General features: G+C 64.7%; 17 protein-coding genes and 1 tRNA gene. 9 read left to right on the top strand and 9 right to left on the bottom strand.

The genetic code is table 11. The features are described 5' to 3' along the window. Positions 1-42 precede the first annotated feature (42 nt). Positions 43-1,017, bottom strand: a complete 975-nt coding sequence (locus CK230_RS10535) for a cation diffusion facilitator family transporter (protein WP_095817113.1) — start codon at positions 1,015-1,017, stop codon at positions 43-45. 67 nt (positions 1,018-1,084) lie between these two features. Beyond that, complete coding sequence (locus tag CK230_RS10530; protein ID WP_095817479.1) at positions 1,085-1,771, bottom strand: GNAT family protein; 687 nt, start codon at positions 1,769-1,771, stop codon at positions 1,085-1,087. An 82-nt stretch (positions 1,772-1,853) separates the two neighbouring features. On the opposite strand from CK230_RS10530, the gene CK230_RS10525 reads away from it, so the two are divergent. After that, a complete protein-coding gene (locus tag CK230_RS10525; RefSeq protein ID WP_095817112.1) occupies positions 1,854-3,038 on the top strand; it encodes a pyridoxal phosphate-dependent aminotransferase in 1,185 nt (394 codons plus the stop codon). 12 nt (positions 3,039-3,050) lie between these two features. On the opposite strand, the gene CK230_RS10520 is transcribed toward CK230_RS10525, so the two are convergent. The 3 genes from CK230_RS10520 to CK230_RS10510 all read right to left on the bottom strand — a co-directional run bounded on the left by CK230_RS10520 (position 3,051) and on the right by CK230_RS10510 (position 5,828). After that, positions 3,051-3,812, bottom strand: coding sequence for an SDR family oxidoreductase (locus CK230_RS10520; protein ID WP_095817478.1), 762 nt, complete (start codon positions 3,810-3,812; stop codon positions 3,051-3,053). Between the two features lie 241 nt (positions 3,813-4,053). Continuing rightward, positions 4,054-4,785, bottom strand: coding sequence for a tellurite resistance TerB family protein (locus CK230_RS10515; protein ID WP_095817477.1), 732 nt, complete (start codon positions 4,783-4,785; stop codon positions 4,054-4,056). A gap of 116 nt (positions 4,786-4,901) precedes the next feature. Further along, the gene (locus tag CK230_RS10510) at positions 4,902-5,828 is read right to left on the bottom strand and encodes a rhodanese-related sulfurtransferase (RefSeq protein WP_095817111.1); all 927 of its coding nucleotides are present in this window, start codon (positions 5,826-5,828) and stop codon (positions 4,902-4,904) included. A 149-nt stretch (positions 5,829-5,977) separates the two neighbouring features. On the opposite strand from CK230_RS10510, the gene CK230_RS10505 reads away from it, so the two are divergent. After that, positions 5,978-6,616: a 2-dehydro-3-deoxy-phosphogluconate aldolase gene (locus CK230_RS10505; protein WP_095817110.1), complete on the top strand. Its 639-nt coding sequence runs from the start codon at positions 5,978-5,980 to the stop codon at positions 6,614-6,616. A 9-nt stretch (positions 6,617-6,625) separates the two neighbouring features. Here CK230_RS10505 and CK230_RS10500 read toward each other — a convergent pair whose 3' ends face one another. Then, positions 6,626-7,375: an SDR family oxidoreductase gene (locus CK230_RS10500; RefSeq protein WP_095817476.1), complete on the bottom strand. Its 750-nt coding sequence runs from the start codon at positions 7,373-7,375 to the stop codon at positions 6,626-6,628. A 277-nt stretch (positions 7,376-7,652) separates the two neighbouring features. On the opposite strand from CK230_RS10500, the gene CK230_RS10495 reads away from it, so the two are divergent. Next, positions 7,653-8,546, top strand: a complete 894-nt coding sequence (locus tag CK230_RS10495) for an AraC family transcriptional regulator (protein ID WP_095817475.1) — start codon at positions 7,653-7,655, stop codon at positions 8,544-8,546. A gap of 86 nt (positions 8,547-8,632) precedes the next feature. On the opposite strand, the gene CK230_RS10490 is transcribed toward CK230_RS10495, so the two are convergent. The 3 genes from CK230_RS10490 to CK230_RS10480 all read right to left on the bottom strand — a co-directional run bounded on the left by CK230_RS10490 (position 8,633) and on the right by CK230_RS10480 (position 12,586). Beyond that, positions 8,633-8,706 (bottom strand) — tRNA-Gln (locus tag CK230_RS10490). A gap of 88 nt (positions 8,707-8,794) precedes the next feature. Beyond that, positions 8,795-10,660 (bottom strand): DUF882 domain-containing protein, encoded by a 1,866-nt coding sequence (locus CK230_RS10485; RefSeq protein ID WP_095817109.1) that lies wholly within the window; start codon positions 10,658-10,660, stop codon positions 8,795-8,797. A gap of 378 nt (positions 10,661-11,038) precedes the next feature. Further along, on the bottom strand, positions 11,039-12,586 hold the full coding sequence (locus CK230_RS10480) for a sigma-54 dependent transcriptional regulator (protein ID WP_095817108.1): 1,548 nt from the start codon (positions 12,584-12,586) through the stop codon (positions 11,039-11,041). Between the two features lie 156 nt (positions 12,587-12,742). Between CK230_RS10480 and CK230_RS10475 the strand changes: the two genes are divergently transcribed. The 6 genes from CK230_RS10475 to CK230_RS10450 all read left to right on the top strand — a co-directional run bounded on the left by CK230_RS10475 (position 12,743) and on the right by CK230_RS10450 (position 20,100). After that, entirely contained in the window at positions 12,743-14,581 is a 1,839-nt protein-coding gene (locus CK230_RS10475; RefSeq protein WP_176480069.1) for a M3 family oligoendopeptidase, read from the top strand. A gap of 352 nt (positions 14,582-14,933) precedes the next feature. Next, on the top strand, positions 14,934-15,644 hold the full coding sequence (locus CK230_RS10470; protein WP_095817107.1) for a proton-conducting membrane transporter: 711 nt from the start codon (positions 14,934-14,936) through the stop codon (positions 15,642-15,644). A gap of 152 nt (positions 15,645-15,796) precedes the next feature. Further along, complete coding sequence (locus CK230_RS10465; RefSeq protein WP_095817106.1) at positions 15,797-16,942, top strand: aminodeoxychorismate synthase component I; 1,146 nt, start codon at positions 15,797-15,799, stop codon at positions 16,940-16,942. Beyond that, positions 16,891-17,553 (top strand): aminotransferase class IV family protein, encoded by a 663-nt coding sequence (locus CK230_RS10460; protein WP_095817105.1) that lies wholly within the window; start codon positions 16,891-16,893, stop codon positions 17,551-17,553. The genes CK230_RS10465 and CK230_RS10460 overlap by 52 nt, the downstream gene beginning before the upstream one ends. 39 nt (positions 17,554-17,592) lie before the next feature. Further along, complete coding sequence (locus CK230_RS10455; RefSeq protein WP_095817104.1) at positions 17,593-18,522, top strand: DUF3445 domain-containing protein; 930 nt, start codon at positions 17,593-17,595, stop codon at positions 18,520-18,522. 132 nt (positions 18,523-18,654) lie between these two features. Then, entirely contained in the window at positions 18,655-20,100 is a 1,446-nt protein-coding gene (locus tag CK230_RS10450; RefSeq protein ID WP_095817103.1) for a homospermidine synthase, read from the top strand. The last annotated feature ends 71 nt before the right edge of the window (positions 20,101-20,171 follow it).

Raw genomic sequence — 20,171 nt, 5'->3', positions numbered from 1 at the left:
AGCAGGCTTTCCTGGCTTCGACGCTGTTAGGCATAATGGTGGTCAGTGGTAGTGCCGGCGATCGGCGGGCGCGCCATGCGCGTGATCGTGCTGGTGGTCGTGCATGTCATGGCTGTCGGCGCATTGCCCGAATTCCGGTTCGACCGTGGCATGATCGATGCCGTGCTTGGCGGATAGCCGTTTCTTGATGGCGCTTACCGCCACAAACGCATCCACGCCGTCGTTCAGGCAGGCATGCAACGTCGCAATGTTGGATGTCCCGTCGAGCGACCAGACATGCATGTGGTGCACCTCGCGCACGCCCTTGACCGTGCCTTCGATGTCCTTGGCGATCAGGTCGCGATCGAGGCTCCCCGGCACGCCTTCCAGCAGCACATGCGCCGCCTCGCGCATCAGCGACCAGGCGGTCGACAGGATGAGCAGCGACACCAGCACCGACAGGATTGGATCGATCGGAGTCCAGCCCGTCGCCAGGATGATGATGGCGGCGACAATGGCGGCGGCGGAGCCCAGCAGGTCGCCCAGCACATGCAGGATGGCGCCGCGCATGTTGAGGCTCTCGCGGTCGCCGCCATGCAGCACGAAGAAGGAGGCGATGTTGACCAGGAGGCCTGCCACCGCCACGACCAGCATCGGCCCGCCGAGCACGGGCGCTGGGTGCATCAGCCGTCCCCAGGCTTCGTAGACGATCCACAGCGCGATGACGAAGATGGCGATGCCGTTGGTGTAGGCGACCAGCGTCTTCACCCGGCCGAAGCCATACGTCAGACGGCCCGTTGCCGGGCGTCCGGCGAGATGGAAGGCATACCAGGCAAGACCGAGCGCGATGGCGTCGGCCAGCATGTGGCCGGCATCGGCGACAAGCGCCAGCGATCCGGTGAGCCAGCCGCCGAGCGCCTCGGCGACCATGAAGCCGGCAGTCAGCCAAGTGGCTATCAGCACCCGTTTCTTGTCGGTCGAGCCATGCACATGGCCGGCGCCATGGTTGTGCCCATGCGAACCGTGGTCATGCGCCATCGCGGAACTCCTCGTTACTGACCATGATCCTATCCGAAAACCGGTTGCCCACTTTTCGGGATCATGGTTACGCGCCAAAGTCGGAGCGGAAATCCTCCAGCCGCCGCTTCTGGACGCCCTCGCCATCGAAATTTGCCGGGTCGAGCCAGCCCTCATAGGCTTTGCGCAAGGCCGGCCATTCCTTGTCGATGATCGAATACCACGCCGTGTCTCGGTTTTCACCCTTCACCACAAGATGCTGGCGGAAGATGCCCTCGAACTTGAAGCCGAAGCGCTCGGCGGCGCGCTTCGAGGGCTCGTTGCGGTTGTTGCATTTCCACTCGTAGCGGCGGTAGCCGAGATCGTCGAAAAGATATTTCGCAAACAGGAACTGCGCCTCGGTAGCCGCCGGCTTGCGCGAGATCAGCGGACCCCAATAGATGTTGCCGATTTCCCCGACGCCGTTGGCGGCGTCGATACGCATCAGCGTCTGGCGCCCGGCGATCTTGCCGCTCGCCTTATCGATGACGCTGAAGAACAGCGGATCCTCGCTCGCTTCCGCCTTGTCGAGCCACGGCTGGAAGGCGGCGCGGGTCTCCGGCGGGTAATCGGGCAGCCAGGCGAAACGTCCGCCGGCATCCGAAACCGAGGAGGCCTCGTAGAGGCCGTCGCCATGCTTCGCCGCGCTGAGCGGCTCAAGCCTGACCGTGCGCCCCTCGATCGCCTTGCGTTCCGGCCGTGGGCGCGGCTGCCAATTCTTCAGATCTTCCGACACCTGCCACTCCAATCCGTTGACTTTTCCCAGCGGACGGTCACAAAAACGCTCGCTCACAGAAAGAACCACAGGGACGGGAAAAATGCTCCACACCATCGCGGCCTTCGATCGTCTCGGCGAGGAAAATGCCTTTGCGGTGCTGGCGAGGGCCACAGCACTTGCCCATCAGGGACGCGACGTCATCAATCTCGGCATCGGCCAGCCCGACTTCAAGACGCCGCAGCACATCGTCGAGGCGGCGATCAAGGCGCTGCGCGACGGCCACCACGGCTACACGCCGGCCAACGGCCTTTTGGCCACACGCGAGGCCGTCGTGCGCCGCACGCTGACCACCACCGGCGTCGAGGTTTCGCCCGAGAATGTGATGATCCTGCCCGGCGGCAAGCCGACCATGTTCGCCGCGATCCTGATGTTCGGCGAGGCCGGCACCGAGATCCTCTATCCAGATCCCGGATTCCCGATCTATCGCTCGATGATCGAGTTCACCGGCGCCACGCCGGTGCCGGTGCCGATCCGCGAGGAGAACGGCTTTGCCTTCTCGGCCGACGAGACGCTGGCGCTGATCACGCCGAAGACCAGGCTGCTCATCCTCAACTCGCCCGCCAATCCGACCGGTGGCGTCACGCCCCGCGCCGAGATCGAGAAGCTGGTCAAGGGCCTGGAGAAGCACCCTGACGTCGCCATCATGTCGGACGAGATCTACGACGTCATGACCTATGACGGCGAGACCCACTGCTCGCTGCTCAACTTCCCCGAAATCCGCGACCGCCTGATCGTGCTCAACGGCTGGTCGAAGACGTGGGCGATGACCGGCTGGCGCATGGGCTGGTCGATCTGGCCGAACGGCGACAAGGGCGCCTATCTCTACGACAAGGTGCGCAAGCTGGCGGTGAACTGCTGGTCCTGTGTCAACGCGCCGAGCCAGTTTGCCGGGGTCGCCGCGATCGACGGCCCGCAGGACGATGTCGACAAGATGATGCGCGCCTTCGACAACCGCAGGAAGATCGTGGTCGAGGGGCTGAACGCGCTGCCCGGCATTTCCTGCATCACGCCGAAAGGCGCGTTCTACGCCTTCCCCAACGTTTCGAAGACCGGCTGGAAGGCCAAGAAGCTTGCCTCGGCGCTGCTGGAGGATGCAGGCGTTGCGCTGATCGGCGGCCCCGACTTCGGCGTGCTCGGCGAAGGCTACATCCGGCTGTCCTACGCCAATTCCGAGGAGAACATCCTGCGCGCGCTTGAGCGGATCGAGGCGTTTCTGAAGAAGTGACCCGTTAGGCGCCTATCCGCGCCCGACGAACGGCATCTTCGTCGCCATCACCGTCATGAACAGCACATTGGCGTCGAGCGGCAGGCTGGCCATGTGCAGCACCGCGTCGGCGACGCGCTGCACGTCCATCACCGCCTCGGCGGCGATCGAGCCATTGGCCTGCGGCACGCCGACCGTCATCGGCTGCGCCATCTCGGTCAGTGCATTGCCGATGTCGATCTGGCCGCAGGCGATGTCGAAGGGCCGGCCGTCGAGCGCCAGCGTCTTGGTGAGCCCGGTGATGGCGTGCTTGGTCGCCGTATAGGGCGCGGAGCCGGGGCGCGGCGCGTAGGCCGACACCGAGCCGTTGTTGATGATGCGGCCGCCCATCGGCTTTTGCCGGCGCATGGCGCCGAAGGCGGCGCGGGCGCACAGGAACGAGCCGGTGAGATTGACGCCGACGACGTCGTTCCAGACCTCGACCGGAATTTCGTCGATCAGTGTCGACTTGTAACCCATGCCGGCATTGTTGAAGAGCAGGTCGACGCGGCCGAAGGCCTCGAGCACGGTCTCGAACATGTCGTCGACCTCGCCGGCCTTGCTGATGTCGCAGGCGACGGCCAATGCCTTGGCCTGCGTCTTGCCCGCCTCGGCGATCGCCTCCTCCAGAACCGCCTTGCGGCGCCCGCAGAACACCGTGTTCCAGCCGGCCTTGAGCAGCGCCGTGGCGACGCTCTTGCCGATGCCGGTGCCGGCGCCGGTCACGATAGCGGTCTTCTCTGCTATGGCGGTCATCGCCGTCCTCCCGGTCATGCATGCAAAGACGTGGCATCGCAAATGCCAGGGATCAAGGCAAGCCGCTGTTGGCGATAAAGAAAGGGCCAACAAAAAGGGCGGCCATTGGCGACCGCCCCGATCTGAACCGCGCTTGGGAGGAGGAAAAGCCGGTCCGACTGGTTAGAATGATGCGCTTTCTGGGTTAACGAGAGATTAGCGATCGGCAAGGCGTCGCCGGCTGGCGTTTACCAACGCTTGTTCACCACGGCGAACCGGGCGCGCTCCCGGCCGGCACCTTGGCCGCCGAAACCGTCGCTTCGACATGATCGACCAGGGCATCCGGCAGGCCGAGCCGGCCGGCAAGCAGGTCGAGATAGCCGCGCTCGGCGCGGGTGTCAGGATCGATGGTCAGACGCGAGGCGGTGTAGAGCTCGAGCTTCTGCGCATCGGTCTTGGCGCCGGCAACCAGCGTGTCGAGATCGAGCGGTCTATCGAGCTCGGCAAGCAGGAATTTTTCCGCTTCAGCGCCGATGCCGGCGAGCTTGAGCTTGTCGGCGATCTTCTTGCGCTCTTCGTCGTCGACATGACCGTCGGCCTTCGCCGCAGAGATCATCGCCCGGACCAAGGTCAGCGTGAACTCGGCCTCGCCTTGCGGCGCCTGCGCGGGATCGAAGGCGGTATCGGCGGGCGGCGGCAGCAGTTCAGGCTCGCCGGACGCGGGCGCCTGCGCCGGCTCGTTGCCGGCCTTGTAATTCTGATAGGCTTTGTAGGCGAGGCCGCCGATCGCCGCCAGGCCGCCGAGCTTGATGGCCGCGCCCGTAACCTGCCGGCCGGTGCCTGTGCCGAGCAGCACGGCCGCCAGCGCGCCGGCGGCCAGCGGATTGTCCTTCGCCATCTGCACCGCCTGCCCCGCCTTGTCGCGCACGGTCGAGCCGGTCCCAGGGATTTGCGAGCCGAGAAGGTCGTCGAGCAGCTTCTTGGGGTCGAGCATCAGTGCCTCCAGAATTGGCCCGGCCGAATGCGCCCGGGCAGGGTTTCGGACCGGCAAGACGTAGGCCCCGCGCTTTGACATTACAATGACGGGCGGCTTTTCGGTCGCAGGCCGCCCTAGCTGCCGATATGGCGCTTCCCGCCGCGCGCTTGCGCCAGCTCCACCTGGCGATGCCGTTCGGCATAGCGCTCTCGATCCTCGTCGGAGCGCGTTTCAAAACAATGCGGGCAGGAGACGCCGATTGCGTATTTCGGCGACAGCCGGTCCTCGACGGTCAGCGGGTGGCGGCAGGCGCGGCAGAGCTCCGCTTCGCCCTCGGTCAGGCCATGCGAGACGGACACCCGCTCGTCGAACACAAAGCACTCGCCCTGCCAGAGGCTCTCTTCGGCCGGCACCTCTTCGAGATATTTCAGGATACCGCCCTTGAGATGGAAGATATCTTTGAGGCCGAGCGACTTCACATAGGCCGTCGCTTTCTCGCAGCGAATGCCGCCGGTGCAGAACATCGCCACCTTGCGGCCTTCGAGCTCTTCACGGTGCTCTTCCACCCAGGCCGGGAACTCGCGGAAGCTGGTGGTCTTGGGATCGACCGCGCCCTTGAAGGTGCCGAGCGAGACCTCATAGGCGTTGCGCGTGTCGATGACGACGGTGTCCGCATCCGAGATCAGCGCGTTCCAGTCGGCCGGCGCGACATAGGCGCCGGCGCTGGTCGCCGGATCGATGTCCTCGACGCCCATGGTGACGATCTCGCGCTTCAGCCGCACCTTCATGCGGTGGAACGGCATCTCGGCGGCGCTGCTGTATTTGACTTCCAGCCCGGCAAGGCCTTCGATGGCTTCGAGATGATCCATCAGCCCCGCGATCGCTTCCTCGCTGCCGGCAACGGTGCCGTTGATGCCTTCATGCGCCAGAAGCAGCGTGCCCTTGATGCCGCGCCCGCAACAAAAGGCGGCGAGCGGCGTGCGCAGGGCTTCGTATCCGTCGAGCCGCGCGAATTTGTAGAGCGCGGCGACCTGAAACGGATTTTGTGTTGTCGTTGTCATGGCTATGCCACTAGACCGTGCTGAAAGCCGTTTCAAGGCAAAGCAGGAAGAGCGGTCAGGTGCGCGGCATCGCGACACGGCGGGCTTCGTGGACTTGGCATATTCCTTCTGCTAATCGGTTTAAAACGGATCGAAATGGAGACCAGCGCATGACCAGCAAGACCGAAAAGCTCCTGTCGCTCCTCAACGGTCAACCGGTTGTCCCGGTGCTGAAGATCGCCAATGTTGCCGATGCCGTGCCGCTTGCTCGTGCTTTGTCGCGCGGTGGTTTGCGGGCCATCGAGATCACGCTGCGCACCGCTGACGCGCTGGAGGCGATCCGCCGCGTCGCGGCCGAAGTCGAGGACGCGGTCGTCGGCGCCGGCACCATTCTCGATGCCAGGCAGTTCGACGAAGCGGCCCGCGCCGGCTCGAAATTCATCGTCAGCCCGGGCATTACCAGCCAGCTTCTCGACGCGGCCAAGGACAGCCCCGTGCCGCTGCTGCCCGGCGCCATCACGCCCGGCGAGATCATGGCCGCGCGCGAAGCCGGCCTGCGCTTCCTGAAATTCTTCCCGGCCGAGCAGTCCGGCGGCATCGCGTCGTTGAAAGCTTTCGCCTCGCCGCTCGCCGACGTGAAGTTCTGCCCGACCGGCGGCGTAACGGCCAAGAACGCCGCCGACTATCTGAGCCTGCCCAACGTCATCTGCGTCGGCGGCTCCTGGGTGGCGCCCGACGATCTCATCAAGGCCGGCAAGTGGGACGAGATCGAAGCGCTGGCGCGTGAGGCGAGCAAGCTCAAGACGTAATCAGCGCTTTCACCAGGGCAGCGCGCCGTTCTCATCGAAATAGCCGCCCGTCGGTCCGCCCGGCTCCAGCGTCGCCAGCCGCACGATGATCTCGGCCGCCTGCTGCACCGTGCGGCCGCCTCTGTGCGCGTTGAGGTCGGTCGCGGTGTAGCCGGGGGCGGCTGCGTTGACCATGATGCCGTGCGGCGCGAGTTCCCTGGCGAAGGAAAGCGTAATGGCGTTGAGAGCGGTCTTCGAGCTGCCATAGCCCATGACATTGGGCGACTGGCTGTTGCCGGCCGCACGCGCCAGCGATCCGAGATAGCTGCTCACCATGACGATACGTGAAGTGGGCGATGCAAGGAGCAGCGGCAGGAATGCCTGCGTGACCCGCACCGGACCGAAGACGTTCACGTCATAGGTGGCTTTCATGTCAGCGACACTCTCGCGGCTCGGCGACCGTTCATAGCGGCCGTCCGGGCCGAGCGCCTCGACATAGCCGGGCGCGATGCCGGCATTGTTGACCAGAACGTCCAGGCCAGGCGTCCGCGCCGCGACGGCTTTGACCGCGGCCGCCACGCTGTCGTCGCTGGCGACGTCGAGCGCGAGCCACTCGACGTCCAGCCCCTCGCCGCGCAACGCGTGAGCCGCGGTCTCGCCACGCTCGGCGTCGCGCGCGCCGAGCCACACCTTGTAATCCAGAGCCGCCAGCCGCCGAACCGTCTCACGGCCGATGCCCTTGTTGGCGCCGGTCACCAGCGCGTTCTTTCTCGTCGTCATATCCATGTCTCCTGTTCGGTGACCTAGAAATGACGTGAACCGTCTCGCTTCGCGCGCCAAAAGCTCTCAGCCTCTTGCCTAATCCTCTCAGGTGCGCGTCTTCGCGTCACCCAGATGCGCGTCTTAGCGTCACCCAGGTGCGCGTCTTCGCGTCACCCAGGTGCGCGTCTTCGCGTCACCCAGGTGCGCGTCTTCGCGTCACCAAGTGCGCGTCTTCGCGGGCGCGTCAGCGCCTTGCTTGGTTGCTTGGCCGCCGCGGATCGGCAATGCTGAACCGATGAACGAAGCGCTTCGGGAATTGATCGCGATCGCCGGCCGCCATGCACGCGGACGCCGGACGAAGACGGCCATTCCGCGGGTCACGATCGGGCGCAGCGAGGTTCCGACGCCGCCGCTGCCGGAGCTTTGCCAGCCGACCACCCTGTTTGTCCTGCAGGGGACCAAAACGGTGCTGATCGGCGACCGCACGCTCGCCTACAGCGCCGGCAGCTATTTCGTCTATGCGGTCGAGACACCCGCAACCAGCCAGCTGATCGAGGCGAGCGTCGCGCAGCCTTACACGGCCATCGCCTTCGCGCTCGATACCGAGCTTATCGCCGGCCTGCTCATCGACCACAAGCCGGCGATCGACGGCGATAGGTTCGCGACCAATCAGGTCGATGACTTGCTGCTCGACGCCTGGCGCCGGATGCTGCGGCTGCTCGACAAGCCGGCCGAGATACCGGTTCTCGCGCCCATGCTCGAACGGGAGATCGCCTTCAGGCTCTTGCAGGGCCCGCAGGGCGAAAAGCTGCGCCAGCTCGCGCTCGCCGATGGCCGCCTGTCGCGGATCCGCCGGGCCACCGCCTGGATCCGGGCGCATTACAACGAGCCGATCGATGTGAGCGAACTGGCCGCCCTGTCGCATATGAGCAATGCCGCTTTTCATCGCCACTTCAAGACGGCAACGGCGATGAGCCCGATCCAGTATCAGAAGCAGCTCCGCCTGCTGGAGGCGCGCCATTTGCTGATCGCGCAACCGGGCAACGCCGCGCAGGTCGCCTTCAGCGTCGGCTACGAAAGCGCTTCCCAGTTCAGCCGCGAATATGCGCGCCAGTTCGGCCTGCCGCCCGCGCGCGACGCCGCGCGGCTTCTTGCCAAGGGTGAAGCGCCCACGCTGGAAGTCGACTGAGCAAGCCGGCCGGCTTGCGCCGGCCTCCTCACGGGAAACTCAAGCCGATGTACCTCGCGCAATGCCTAATAACGCCAACCGAGGGCTGGTTCCCGCTCATGGATTCGAACCACGATTCACGCCTTCAAAGGGCGCTGTCCTACCATTAGACGAAGCGGGAAGACCTGGCGATCAAACAGGCCTTCAGGGATGAAAAACAAAAGCCGCGTTGTCCTGCAACGCGGCTTCTCCGGTGTCTGGCGGGATCGCTATTTCGTCTGGAAACGGGCGACCGACAGGAACTTGACCGCGTTGCCGCTGAAACGGCTGGCATCTTGCATCCCGCCATCCGTTTGGAAGCCGGCGGTGTACACCTCGCTCGGCGGCGTATGCACGATGTTATAGGCATAGCGCGGAGCCGTCGTCGGATCGGAAACCGAAGCAATGTTCACGCCGCTGCCCAGCGCCCACCGCGCGGCCTGCGGCGCTGCCGCCACCACCATGGCCTTCGGTCCCGGCTTCAGATCGTGAGCGGACGCCCTGGCTTCCTTGGCTGTCGTCTTTACACTGCCGCCGATCGCCTGCGAAGGATCGGCCCCTGCCGGAAGTGCGGCGATGACCTTGCGCGGCGAGGCCGCATCTGCATCCGAGGGATCGTTGAACGCCGAACGCGGCTCCGGTTGCGTCAGCGACGCAAGCTGGTATTCGGCGCCAACGCCGCCGGCCTCAACGGTCGCGTTGGCCTGTTCGAGAACGGCCTTGACCTCATCCTGCTTGCCGGGCTGCGGCCGGGCGGACGGCAGCACGGAGAACGCGTCGGTCGCGCTCTTGTCCTGCGAAGCCGTTTCGGCCAGCGCCAGAAGCACGTTCTTATCCTTCGATGCCAGCTCGGCCGGCGTCGAGCGATCGGGGCGCCAGGTCGGCAGCGGAATGTTGTTGACCGCCACCTGCGCCGGATCAGTGCCCGCGGCCTCGGCCGCGCTGGCAGCGCCGAACGGAACTTTGTCAGGCACGGGCGCCTGCGCCGTCGAAACCGCCTGCTCGGTCGTCGCCGAGGCGTCCGCCACGGCGAACGGCACGTTCTGCGGCGTCTGCTGGCCGACATCGACCTTCGGACGCGGCGCGAAATCGGGCAGCGGGATTTCCTTGGGCGGCAGAGCGGCGATGATCGTCTCCGGCGTATCCTGCTGCGGCTGCTGCGAATCGTCGGCGCTGTCATCCGCGATCTGCGGGACGTTGGCGCGCTTCGCGTCCTTCGGCGAAACGATCGCGATGCCTGGGAGATTGCTGTTGCGGGCCGTCGCGACGCTCGCGACCTGGACCTGCTTCACGGCCTTCGCCTGGGACGCACCACCGCTGTCACCGGTATCGGCAGCGTCGTCTGCCTCGTCGGCGCCACCGCCGAACAAGGCGGCAAGCAATCCGCCGGACCGCTTGGTCGAGCCGCCGGCGCTGGCCAGTTCGATGTTCGGGGTGCCCGCGCCCTTGCGCGCTTGGTAGGCGGCCACCGCCTGCTCATAGCCGGGCAGCGGCCTGCCGTCGCTCGGCACATGCAGCGTCTTGCCGTTCGGGAAAAGGCTGACCAGCTCCTGGCGGCTGATGCCCGGCCAGTGGCGCACATTGCCGACATCCATGTGGACGAAGGGTGAGCCGGAGGTCGGGTAGTAGCCGACGCCGCCGCCCTGCATCTTGAGGCCGATGTTGCGCAGCTTCTTCAGCGGCACGCCAGGAATGTAGAAGTCCATCGCCTTGCCCAGCATGTGCTGGCTCTTCTCGGCGACGCCGCGGCTGCGCGAACGCAGCATCGCGTTGGTCGACGGCGAGCGATAGCCGCAGACGACCTGGATATAGTCGGTCGCGCCGGCTTCGCGATAAGCTTCCCAGACGAGGTCGAGGAGCCGCGGGTCCATCTTCGTCGGCTCGTTGCGGCGCCAGTCGCGCAGGATGATGTTGATCTTGCGCAGGCCTTCCGGATCGTAGCGGCCATTGCGCTTGTAGACGATCTCGGCCTTCTCGTGCGTGTGCAGGTGATAGAGCTTGAGCGTACGAACCTCAGCCCTGGCGCCCGACATTGCCGCGGACAAAAACCCGACAGCCAAAATCACAAACGTCAGCCACCTCGGCCAGACGCTCATGTGAAAATGCCGCCCGTTTGTGTGTCGTTCGACTTTGTTCAAATCAAATGGCTTTCAGGCTGCCGTTTGTCCCCGGATTTGACCAAACGGATGCGTCGCTTTCACATCCGAATATCGATCCTAATGGTTAATCATCGTTTATTGAAGCCGAAATGCGGTAACACCGTGGCGATATCCCGTCAAAAATGATGCACAGCATTTCGTGGTAAACCGCTGGTTTAGATCAAGAATCCGGCCTCCGCCAGAACACGATCTGTTACCATTAGCGTTAATGCGTGATCTCCGGCAACGCCAACCGCTGAAAACCCTGCGTTTTCAGGTCAAAAGCGACAATTTAACTCGGATTTTAGGCGCGCAAGCTAGTTCAAGGCTTGCCTGTCACGAGGCAAGCCGGTCGACGCGACCAGCTTCGGGATCAATGCCATATTCCTTCAACTTGCGGTAGAGAGTCGAGCGGCCGATGCCCAAACGGCGCGCGACTTCGCTCATCTGGCCATTGTAATGGTCGATCGCCAGCCTGATCATCTCGAGCTCGACATCGGCCAGCGCCCGCACATTGCCGCGCTCGTCGAGAGCACGAAGCGTTCCGAACCGCGGCTGCAACCTGGCCGGCGCCTCACTGTCGGATGAGGCGGGCCCTGTTGCGTCGGCAACGGTCTCGTCCGCCTGCGGAAACACGTCGGCAATCGCTTCGGCGGTGGCGGATACCGGTTCGGCTTCGAGATCTACCGTTCCTTCCACCTGCGCGCGGATTTGCGGGAATTCCTCTTCGGTCAGCACATCGCCCTCGGCCAGCACCGAGGCCCTGAACACCGCATTTTCCAGCTGTCGGATGTTGCCCGGCCAGTCATAGGCCTGCAGCATGGCAAGCGCTGGCGCCGATATGCCGGCAAGGCGGCGGCGCGGATCGGACGGCGCCACTTTTTCCATGAAATGCCGGACCAGATGGGGGATGTCGTCGCGGCGGTCGCGCAGCGGCGGCACGAAGATCGGGTAGACGTTCAGCCGGTAGAACAGGTCCTCGCGGAACTTGCCGTCCTTGACCTGCTGCAGAAGGTTCCGGTGCGTGGCCGAGATCAGCCTTATATCGACCTTGACGGTCGAGCGGCCGCCGACCGGATCGACCTCGCCCTCCTGCACGGCGCGCAGCAGCTTGACCTGGACATCGAGCGGCAGATCGCCGATCTCGTCGAGGAACAGCGTGCCGGAATTCGCCTCGACGAATTTGCCCGCATGCTTCTCGGTGGCGCCGGTGAAGGAGCCCTTCTCGTGGCCGAACAGGATCGATTCGACGAGATTGTCCGGGATGGCGCCGCAATTGACGGTGACGAAGGGCTTCGAACGGCGATCGCCGCTGCCCTGGATGGCGCGCGCCACCAGTTCCTTGCCGACGCCGGACTCGCCCTCGATCAGGATCGGGATGTTGGAGGCCGCCGCCTTCTGCCCGAGGCGTATCACCCGGTCCATTGCCGGGCTGCGCGTGATCATGTCCTTGAAGGTGAGATGGCCGCCGCCGCGCCGCCGCGACGTGCGCTTCATCTCGTCCTCGACGGCTTCCACCTTAAGCGCGTTGGAGATCGCGGTCTGCAGCCTGTCGGGCGACGCCGGCTTGACGACGAAGTCGAAGGCGCCGTGCCGCATCGCCGAGACGACCGTCTCGATGCCGCCCTGGGCCGTCTGAACGATGACGGGAATGTTGATGGCGCGCTCGCGCATCGCCTTCAGCACGCCGATGCCGTCGAGACCGGGCATGACGAGGTCGAGAATGACGACGGAGACCTCGCGCGCGTTCGGCCCGTCGAGCACGTCGAGGCCGGCATTGCCGCTATCGGTGACAATCGCTGTGTGGCCAAACTTGGTCAGCGCGGCCTCGACCAGCCTGCGCTGCACCGGATCGTCATCGACTATGAGTATGGAACCTGTCATGACTGTTCGAGTTGTCCGCCCGAGAAAATCCGCATGGATCATCTTGGCACAGGGTTCTAAATAAGGTTTCAAAAAACCCGGTGAACGAATTCCTTAGGATTTGACCGGCTTCCTCCTTCCCTCTGATTTGGCATCGATTCAAAAAAGGTATTGCTGATGCGCATGGAGTTTGGTCAGCGGCTTGCGGCGCCAGCGTCCGGACACGGCGCGGCGGAGCTAGGCGATCTGCCGGAGTGGAATCTCGCCGATCTCTATTCAGGCATGGAAGCGCCCGAGCTGAAGCGTGATATCGCCAAGGCGGCCCGCGACGCCGTCGCCTTCGAGACCCGCTGGAAAGGCACGCTGGCCGCGGAAGCCGGGCGCGGCGGCGCCGGCCGGCTGGGCGAGGCGCTGCAAGCCTATGAGGCGCTCGAGGAACTGATCGGCCGCATCGTCTCCTATGCCGGCCTCGTCTATGCCGGCAACACCGCCGATCCGCAGCGCGCCAAGCTCTATGGCGACGTCCAGGAAAAGATGACGGACGCGAGCGCCCATCTTCTGTTCTTCGCGCTCGAGCTCAACCTGATCGACGATGCGGCGATCGAAAGCGCTCTGGTCGCCGACAAGGCCTTCGGCCATTACCGGCCCTGGGTGCTCGACCTCAGGAAGGACAAACCCTACCAGCTCGAGGATCGCGTCGAGCAACTGTTCCACGAAAAGTCGGTCACTGGACGCGGCGCCTGGAACCGCCTGTTCGACGAGACGATGACCGACCTGCGCTTCGACGTCGACGGCGAGGAACTGACGCTTGAGCCGGCGCTCAATCGGCTGCAGGATACGGATGGCGAAGTGCGCCGCCGCGCCTCAGAGGCGCTCGCGGCAACGTTCCGCAAGAACCTGCGCACCTTCACCCTCATCACCAACACTTTAGCCAAGGACAAGGAAATTTCCGACCGCTGGCGCGGCTTCCAGGATATCGCCGACTCGCGCCACCTCGCCAACCGCGTCGAGCGCGACGTGGTCGACGCGCTGGCCGCGGCCGTGCGCGAGGCCTATCCGCGGCTGTCGCACCGCTACTACGCGATGAAGGCGCGCTGGCTCGGCATGGAGGTGATGAACCACTGGGACCGCAACGCGCCGCTGCCGGAGACGCCGAAGGCGGTGATCCGCTGGGATGACGCCAGGGACACGGTGCTCTCCGCCTACCAGCGCTTCTCGCCCGACATGGCCGAAATCGCACGCGGCTTCTTCGATCGCAGATGGATCGACGCGCCGGTGCGGCCGGGCAAGTCGCCCGGCGCCTTCGCCCATCCGACCGTGCCGTCGGCGCATCCTTATGTGCTGCTCAACTATATGGGCAAGCCGCGCGATGTGATGACGCTGGCGCATGAGCTCGGCCATGGCGTGCATCAGGTGCTGGCCGCCGGCCAGGGCGCCCTGATGGCCTCGACGCCGCTGACGCTGGCCGAGACAGCCTCCGTCTTCGGCGAGATGCTGACCTTCCGCTCCCTGCTCGAGCAGACCAGCGACAGACGCGAGCGCAAGGCCATGCTCGCCCAGAAGGTCGAGGACATGATCAACACTGTCGTGCGCCAGATCGCCTTCTACGAGTTCGAGCGCAAGGTGCATACCGAGCGCAAGAACGGCGAGCTGACCTCGGACAGGTTGGGCGAATTCTGGCTGGAGGTGCAGGCCGCGAGCCTGGGGCCGGCGATCAAGTTGCGCGACGGCTACGAGGTCTTCTGGACCTATATCCCGCACTTCATCCACTCGCCTTTTTATGTCTATGCCTATGCCTTCGGCGATTGCCTGGTGAACTCGCTCTACGCCGTCTACCAGAATGCCGAGCGCGGCTTTCAGGAGAAGTATTTCGAGATGCTGCGCGCCGGCGGTACAAAGCATCACTCCGAACTCCTGGCGCCCTTCGGCCTCGACGCCACCGATCCCGCGTTCTGGCAGATCGGCCTTGGCGTGATCGGTTCGCTGATCGACGAGTTGGAAGCGCTGGACAAGTGAACAGCAACGAAGCTGTGCATCGGCATCTATAGTTTAGCCAGGACGCATATTAGCAAGAAACTATTCTTGCCCTAAATAGCTGTTCTTGAATAACTCTGCGGCGCATTTTCAACTGGCTTTCGACAAGCCATATGATAGCGTCCGGCCTCAAGCTCAGCCGGACGCATCGCGCAGGCCAGAGATGCCTGCCGCTCCGCCACGGCGAATGCGATGATGGCCGTCGGTCCGGACAAGGCCGAACGCCGATGGCTCGATTGAAGCCGGCGGTTCCACCGAACACGGAACCTTTGACGATCCTTGGCGGCAAGCGTGCCCTCCCAGCCGCGGCCGACGGATCGGACTGGAGAGGGAAATGAGCACTTTCTTCTACATGCTTCTGGCGTTCGTTGTGGGTATCCTGGTTGGCTGGTTCATCTGGGGCCGCCTGCGCGGCGAGCTCGACAGTCTGCGTGGCGATCTGGATCGCACCCGAAGCGAACGCGACAGGCTGAAGGCCGACAGCGATCGGCTGAAGGGCGAGCTCGATGCCTGCGGCCGTGCCCGTGCCGATCTCGAAAGCCAGCTGCGTAACGCGCCTGCCGCCAAGGCCGGCGTCGCCAAGGCCGCCGCGCCGGCCCCGGCGGCGCTGGTCTCGACACCGACGGCCGCGACACCGGCAAAGGCCGCGCCGGCGAAGCCGGCTGCCGCGAAGAAGCCGGCCGCAGCGAAGACCGCCGCGGCGCCGAAGCCGGCTGCAAAAGCCGCTGCGCCCAGGAAAGCTGCGGCCCCCGCGGCAAAGAAAACCGCCGCACCGAAGGCCGCGACTGGTAAGGCCGACAATCTGCGCCGCCTCATCGGCATCGGCCCGGTCAACGAGAGGCTGCTCAAGGGCCTGGGCGTCACCACCTATGCCCAGATCGCCGCCTGGACCGACGCCGACGTCAAACGCATCGAAGAGGTGCTCAATTTCGACGGCCGCATCGCGCGCGAAAAATGGATCGAGCAGGCGAAACTGCTGGCCGCCGGCGACGAGGCCGGGTTCGCCAGGCAGTTCCCGACGGCTGGAACCGCAAGCAACACCTGAGCATCTTCCTGGTTGGTACAAGGCGGCGCCCACCGGGCGCCGTCTTTGTATTGGGGCCGGACGCCTTTGCGCCGCCCGACGCCGCTCCCTCGATTGCGCCTCGCCGGCCCCCCATATAGAGCGATCGACTGAATTGTCCGCTTCCAAGGCTCATGTCCCTGCCCGCAGCCATTTTCCGCAACGACGAGAGCGCGCGTCAGCTGGTGTTCGACCGGCCGCACGAGATCATTCTCGCGCGCACTGCGGAGGAGTTCGTGCCGGCGCTCGAGCGAGCCCAGGCCGCCTCCGACTCCGGCAAATGGCTGGCGGGTTATTTCTCCTACGAGGCCGGCTACCTGCTCGAGCCGAAACTGGTGCCGCTGCTGCCCGAAGGCCGCCGCGCGCCGCTGGTCTGCCTCGGCATCTTCGATGCGCCCGTCGATCAGGCCGCGCCGCAGAATGCGGGATCCGCCAGCAACGGCCCGATTTTCGATGCAAGGGCAACGTGGTCCGCCGAGGACTATGCCGGCCGCTTCGCGCGCCTTCACAACCACATCCGCAAGGGTGACTGCTACCAGGGCAACCTCACCTTCCCGGTCCGCGCGCAATGGTCCGGCGATCCGCTTGCGGCCTTCGACGCGCTGACCGAACGCCAACCGGTGAAATATGGCGCGCTGATCTCGCTCAGCGATCCGATCGTCCTGTCGCGCTCGCCCGAGCTGTTCTTCGAGATCGATGCCGAGGGCATGATCGAGACGCATCCGATGAAGGGCACCGCGCCGCGCGGTGCGACCAAGGCCGAGGATGCCCGGCTAAAAGCCTTCCTGCGCAACGACGAGAAGAACCAGGCCGAGAACCGGATGATCGTCGACTTGCTGCGCAACGACATCTCGCTGATCAGCGAGGTCGGCACGCTGGACGTGCCGGAACTGTTCCGCATCGAGTCCTATCCGACGGTGCACCAGATGGTGAGCCGCGTGCGGGCGAAGCTTCTACCGGACATCGGCATCCGCCAGGTCTTCGCCGCGCTCTTCCCTTGCGGCTCGATCACCGGTGCGCCGAAGATCCGCGCCATGGAAATCCTGCACGAGTTGGAAGGCGCGCCGCGCGACGTCTATTGTGGCGCCATCGGCTGGATCGCGCCGGGCGGCAGGATGCGTTTTTCGGTGGCGATCCGCACCATCTCGCTCTTTGCCGACGGCGAGGCGGTCTACAATGTCGGCGGCGGCGTCGTCTTCGATTCCACCGCCGAGGAGGAGTACCGGGAGTGTCTGTTGAAAGCGCGCTTCGCGACGGGGACGGTGCCGGCTTCGAGCTGATCGAGACCATGCGCTGGGAGCCTGGTTCCGGCTTCCTGCGCTTTGAGCGCCACCTCGCCAGGCTTTATGCGTCCGCCACCGAACTCGGCTTCGCTTGCGATCCCGAACGCATCGGCGAAGTGCTGTCTAACACCGTCGGCGGACACGGCAGTGCGTTGCGTGTGCGCCTCGCCTTGCAGCACAACGGCGAAGCGGCGGCAGCCGTGCAGCCTTACGAACCATTACCCGCCGACAAGGTCTGGCGGCTGCAGCTGGCGCGGATCCGGCTCGATTCCGGCAACATGCTGCTGCGCCACAAGACCAGCCGCCGCGAGACCTACCAGCATGCCCGCGCGGAATATCTCGCCACGCGCGCCGACGAAGTGCTTTTAGCCAACGAGCGCGGCGAACTCTGCGAGGGCACCATTACCAACCTCTTCGCCGATTTCGGCGACGGCCCGCTCGTCACGCCCCGCCTCGACTGCGGCCTTTTGCCTGGAATATTGCGCGGCGCGCTTCTGGACGAAGGCCGCGCCGTGGAAGCGATCTACAGCTTCGACGACTTGAAGGCGGCGAAGGCGATCTTCGTCGGCAACTCGCTGCGCGGGCTGATCCCGGCGCGGCTTGGCTGACCGCGCGGGAGACACAAACTGGACAACACGCCAACAGGCATCCGCCAGCCGGCCCATACGCCCTATGACGGGTCCTCAAAACTCTTCACCATCGGGCTGAAGCCGCTCGATTTCGACCGCTGGATCGAGGTCGACGAGTTCCTGCTGCCGCATCTGGGCGAAAAGCAAAGGCTCTATGCGGAAATACCGGAAAAGGTCTTCGTCGAGGAAGACGGCACAAGCGACGCCCAGCGCGAAGTTCTCGACCTGCTCGTCGCCCATCTCGAAGCCGCGCATCCCGTCACGCACCGCCGCAACGGAACCGATGTCGAGCCGGTCGGTTTCGAGGGAGCGATCGACGGGCTGCCTCCTGCCTTGCGCGAGGCGCCGCTGGCAAAGGCTTCGCTGCTCGTCCAGGAAGACCTGATCCTGATGCGCCGCGACGAGCGCGGCTGGCGGCTCGCCGCAGGCTCGCTGTGCTTCCCTTCATCCTGGTCGCTGCAGGAGAAATTCGGCAAGCCGCTGCAGGAAATCCACCAGCTGGTGCCGGGCTTCGGACCCGGCACGCGGCCGGCCGAGCTCATCAACCGAATGTTCGACGGACTGCAGGGCCAGGCGGTCGAGCGCTTCAACTGGTCGATCCAGGCCAACGATGCGCTCTATCATCCGCTTTCCAACGTCGAGCGCATCGACCGCGCCACCAACCGTCCGAGCCGCTTTCCCGACGGCGACCTCAACGCCCATGCCTTCATCCGCGTCGAACGCCAGACGCTGCGCAAGTTGCCGGTGTCGCGCGACATCCTCTTCACCATCCGCATCCACCTCGATCCGCTCAAGGTGCTTGATGCGCATCCGGACCGGGCAGCACTGGCGGCCTCCTTCGCGCAGCAGCTCCTGGCCCTCGACCAGCAACAGCTCGACTACAAGGGTCTCACCGCCGACCGCGACAGGCTGGTTGCATTCCTCGACCGCATGTCCGGATCGGCTTAACCACACGCCCAGAACGGCTTAGCCGGCGGTTGGCGCTTTTCGCTGGTTTATGACAATGATCTGTGGTGTAGCGCTTGGCCGTCGGGCCAAGGGCGCCCGGTTTTGCGCGTGTTTGAAGGAGTGTGCGAAAAAATGGCGAATGAAAACTGGCCCGTTTACGGTGAAATCACCGGTCCCGTCGTGATGATCGGCTTCGGCTCGATCGGGCGGGGAACGCTGCCGCTGATCGAGCGCCATTTCAAGTTCGACAAGTCGCGCATGATGGTCATCGACCCGCTCGACACCGACCGCAAGCTGCTCGACGAGCGCGGCATCGCCTTCATGCAGGACGCTGTGACCGAGAAGAATTACAAGAAGCTGCTCACGCCGCTTCTGACCAATGGCGGCGGCCAAGGCTTTTGCGTCAACCTCTCGGTCGACACCGGTTCTGTTGACCTGATGAAATTGTGCCGCAAGCTCGGCGTGCTTTACATCGACACCGTCGTCGAGCCGTGGCTGGGCTTCTATTTCGACGCCGAGGCCGACAATGCCAGCCGCTCCAACTACGCGCTGCGCGAGGTGATGATCAAGGAAAAGCACGACAAGCCCGGCGGCCCGACAGCGGTCTCCACCTGCGGCGCCAATCCAGGCATGGTCTCGTGGTTCGTCAAGAAGGCGCTGGTCAACCTCGCCACCGACCTTGGCCTCGAGTTTTCGGAACCCGCGCAGGAAGACCGCGAGGGCTGGGCCAGGCTGATGAGGAAGGCCGGCGTAAAGGGCATCCACATCGCCGAGCGCGACACCCAGCGCACCAAGAAGCCAAAGCCGATGAATGTGTTCTGGAACACCTGGTCGGTCGAAGGCTTCATCTCGGAAGGCCTGCAGCCGGCCGAGCTTGGCTGGGGCACGCATGAAAACTGGATGCCGAAGAACGGCAAGAAGCACAAGCACGGCTCCAAGGCGGCGATCTATCTGGAGCAGCCCGGCGCCAACACGCGCGTGCGCAGCTGGTGCCCGACGCCGGGCGCGCAATACGGCCTGCTGGTGACGCATAACGAGTCGATCTCGATCGCCGACTTCTTCACCGTGCGTTCGAAGAAGGGCAAGGTCCAATACCGCCCGACCTGCCACTACGCCTACCATCCCTGCAACGACGCCTTGCTGTCACTGGACGAGATGTTCGGCGCCGCCGGCAAGCCGCAGCCGGTCCACCACGTGCTTGACGAGAACGAGTTGGTCGACGGCGTCGACGAACTCGGCGTGCTGCTCTACGGCCACGACAAGAATGCCTACTGGTACGGCTCGCAGCTCTCGCTGGCCGAGGCCCGCAAGCTCGCTCCTTACCAGAACGCCACTGGGCTGCAGGTGACTTCGGCGGTGCTCGCCGGCATGGTCTGGGCGCTGGAGAACCCGACCGCCGGCATCGTCGAGGCCGACGAGATGGACTACCGGCGCTGCCTCGAAGTGCAATCGCCTTATCTCGGACCGGTCAGGGGCTATTACACCGACTGGACGCCACTCGATAACCGACCGGGTCTCTTCCCGGAGGATCTGGACAAGGACGATCCGTGGCAGTTCCGCAACATGCTGGTGCGATAGCAAGCAGCTTGACAACCCTCACCGCCTTGCAATCGCCCGGAAATCGGGCGATTGAAGGGAGCGGACTGAGG

This window comes from Mesorhizobium sp. WSM3859, from assembly GCF_002295065.1.
Lineage (GTDB): Bacteria > Pseudomonadota > Alphaproteobacteria > Rhizobiales > Rhizobiaceae > Mesorhizobium.
This window is presented reverse-complemented; position numbering and strand designations above follow the sequence as displayed.

What these genes read in the sequence shown, in the direction of transcription:
- CK230_RS10535 (WP_095817113.1), bottom strand. Translation starts at nt 1,017, where the DNA reads ATGGCGCATGACCACGGTTCGCATGGGCACAACCATGGCGCCGGCCAT.
- CK230_RS10525 (WP_095817112.1), top strand. Translation starts at nt 1,854, where the DNA reads ATGCTCCACACCATCGCGGCCTTCGATCGTCTCGGCGAGGAAAATGCC.
- CK230_RS10520 (WP_095817478.1), bottom strand. Translation starts at nt 3,812, where the DNA reads ATGACCGCCATAGCAGAGAAGACCGCTATCGTGACCGGCGCCGGCACC.
- CK230_RS10515 (WP_095817477.1), bottom strand. Translation starts at nt 4,785, where the DNA reads ATGCTCGACCCCAAGAAGCTGCTCGACGACCTTCTCGGCTCGCAAATC.
- CK230_RS10510 (WP_095817111.1), bottom strand. Translation starts at nt 5,828, where the DNA reads ATGACAACGACAACACAAAATCCGTTTCAGGTCGCCGCGCTCTACAAA.
- CK230_RS10505 (WP_095817110.1), top strand. Translation starts at nt 5,978, where the DNA reads ATGACCAGCAAGACCGAAAAGCTCCTGTCGCTCCTCAACGGTCAACCG.
- CK230_RS10500 (WP_095817476.1), bottom strand. Translation starts at nt 7,375, where the DNA reads ATGACGACGAGAAAGAACGCGCTGGTGACCGGCGCCAACAAGGGCATC.
- CK230_RS10495 (WP_095817475.1), top strand. Translation starts at nt 7,653, where the DNA reads ATGAACGAAGCGCTTCGGGAATTGATCGCGATCGCCGGCCGCCATGCA.
- CK230_RS10485 (WP_095817109.1), bottom strand. Translation starts at nt 10,660, where the DNA reads ATGAGCGTCTGGCCGAGGTGGCTGACGTTTGTGATTTTGGCTGTCGGG.
- CK230_RS10480 (WP_095817108.1), bottom strand. Translation starts at nt 12,586, where the DNA reads ATGACAGGTTCCATACTCATAGTCGATGACGATCCGGTGCAGCGCAGG.
- CK230_RS10475 (WP_176480069.1), top strand. Translation starts at nt 12,743, where the DNA reads ATGCGCATGGAGTTTGGTCAGCGGCTTGCGGCGCCAGCGTCCGGACAC.
- CK230_RS10470 (WP_095817107.1), top strand. Translation starts at nt 14,934, where the DNA reads ATGAGCACTTTCTTCTACATGCTTCTGGCGTTCGTTGTGGGTATCCTG.
- CK230_RS10465 (WP_095817106.1), top strand. Translation starts at nt 15,797, where the DNA reads ATGTCCCTGCCCGCAGCCATTTTCCGCAACGACGAGAGCGCGCGTCAG.
- CK230_RS10450 (WP_095817103.1), top strand. Translation starts at nt 18,655, where the DNA reads ATGGCGAATGAAAACTGGCCCGTTTACGGTGAAATCACCGGTCCCGTC.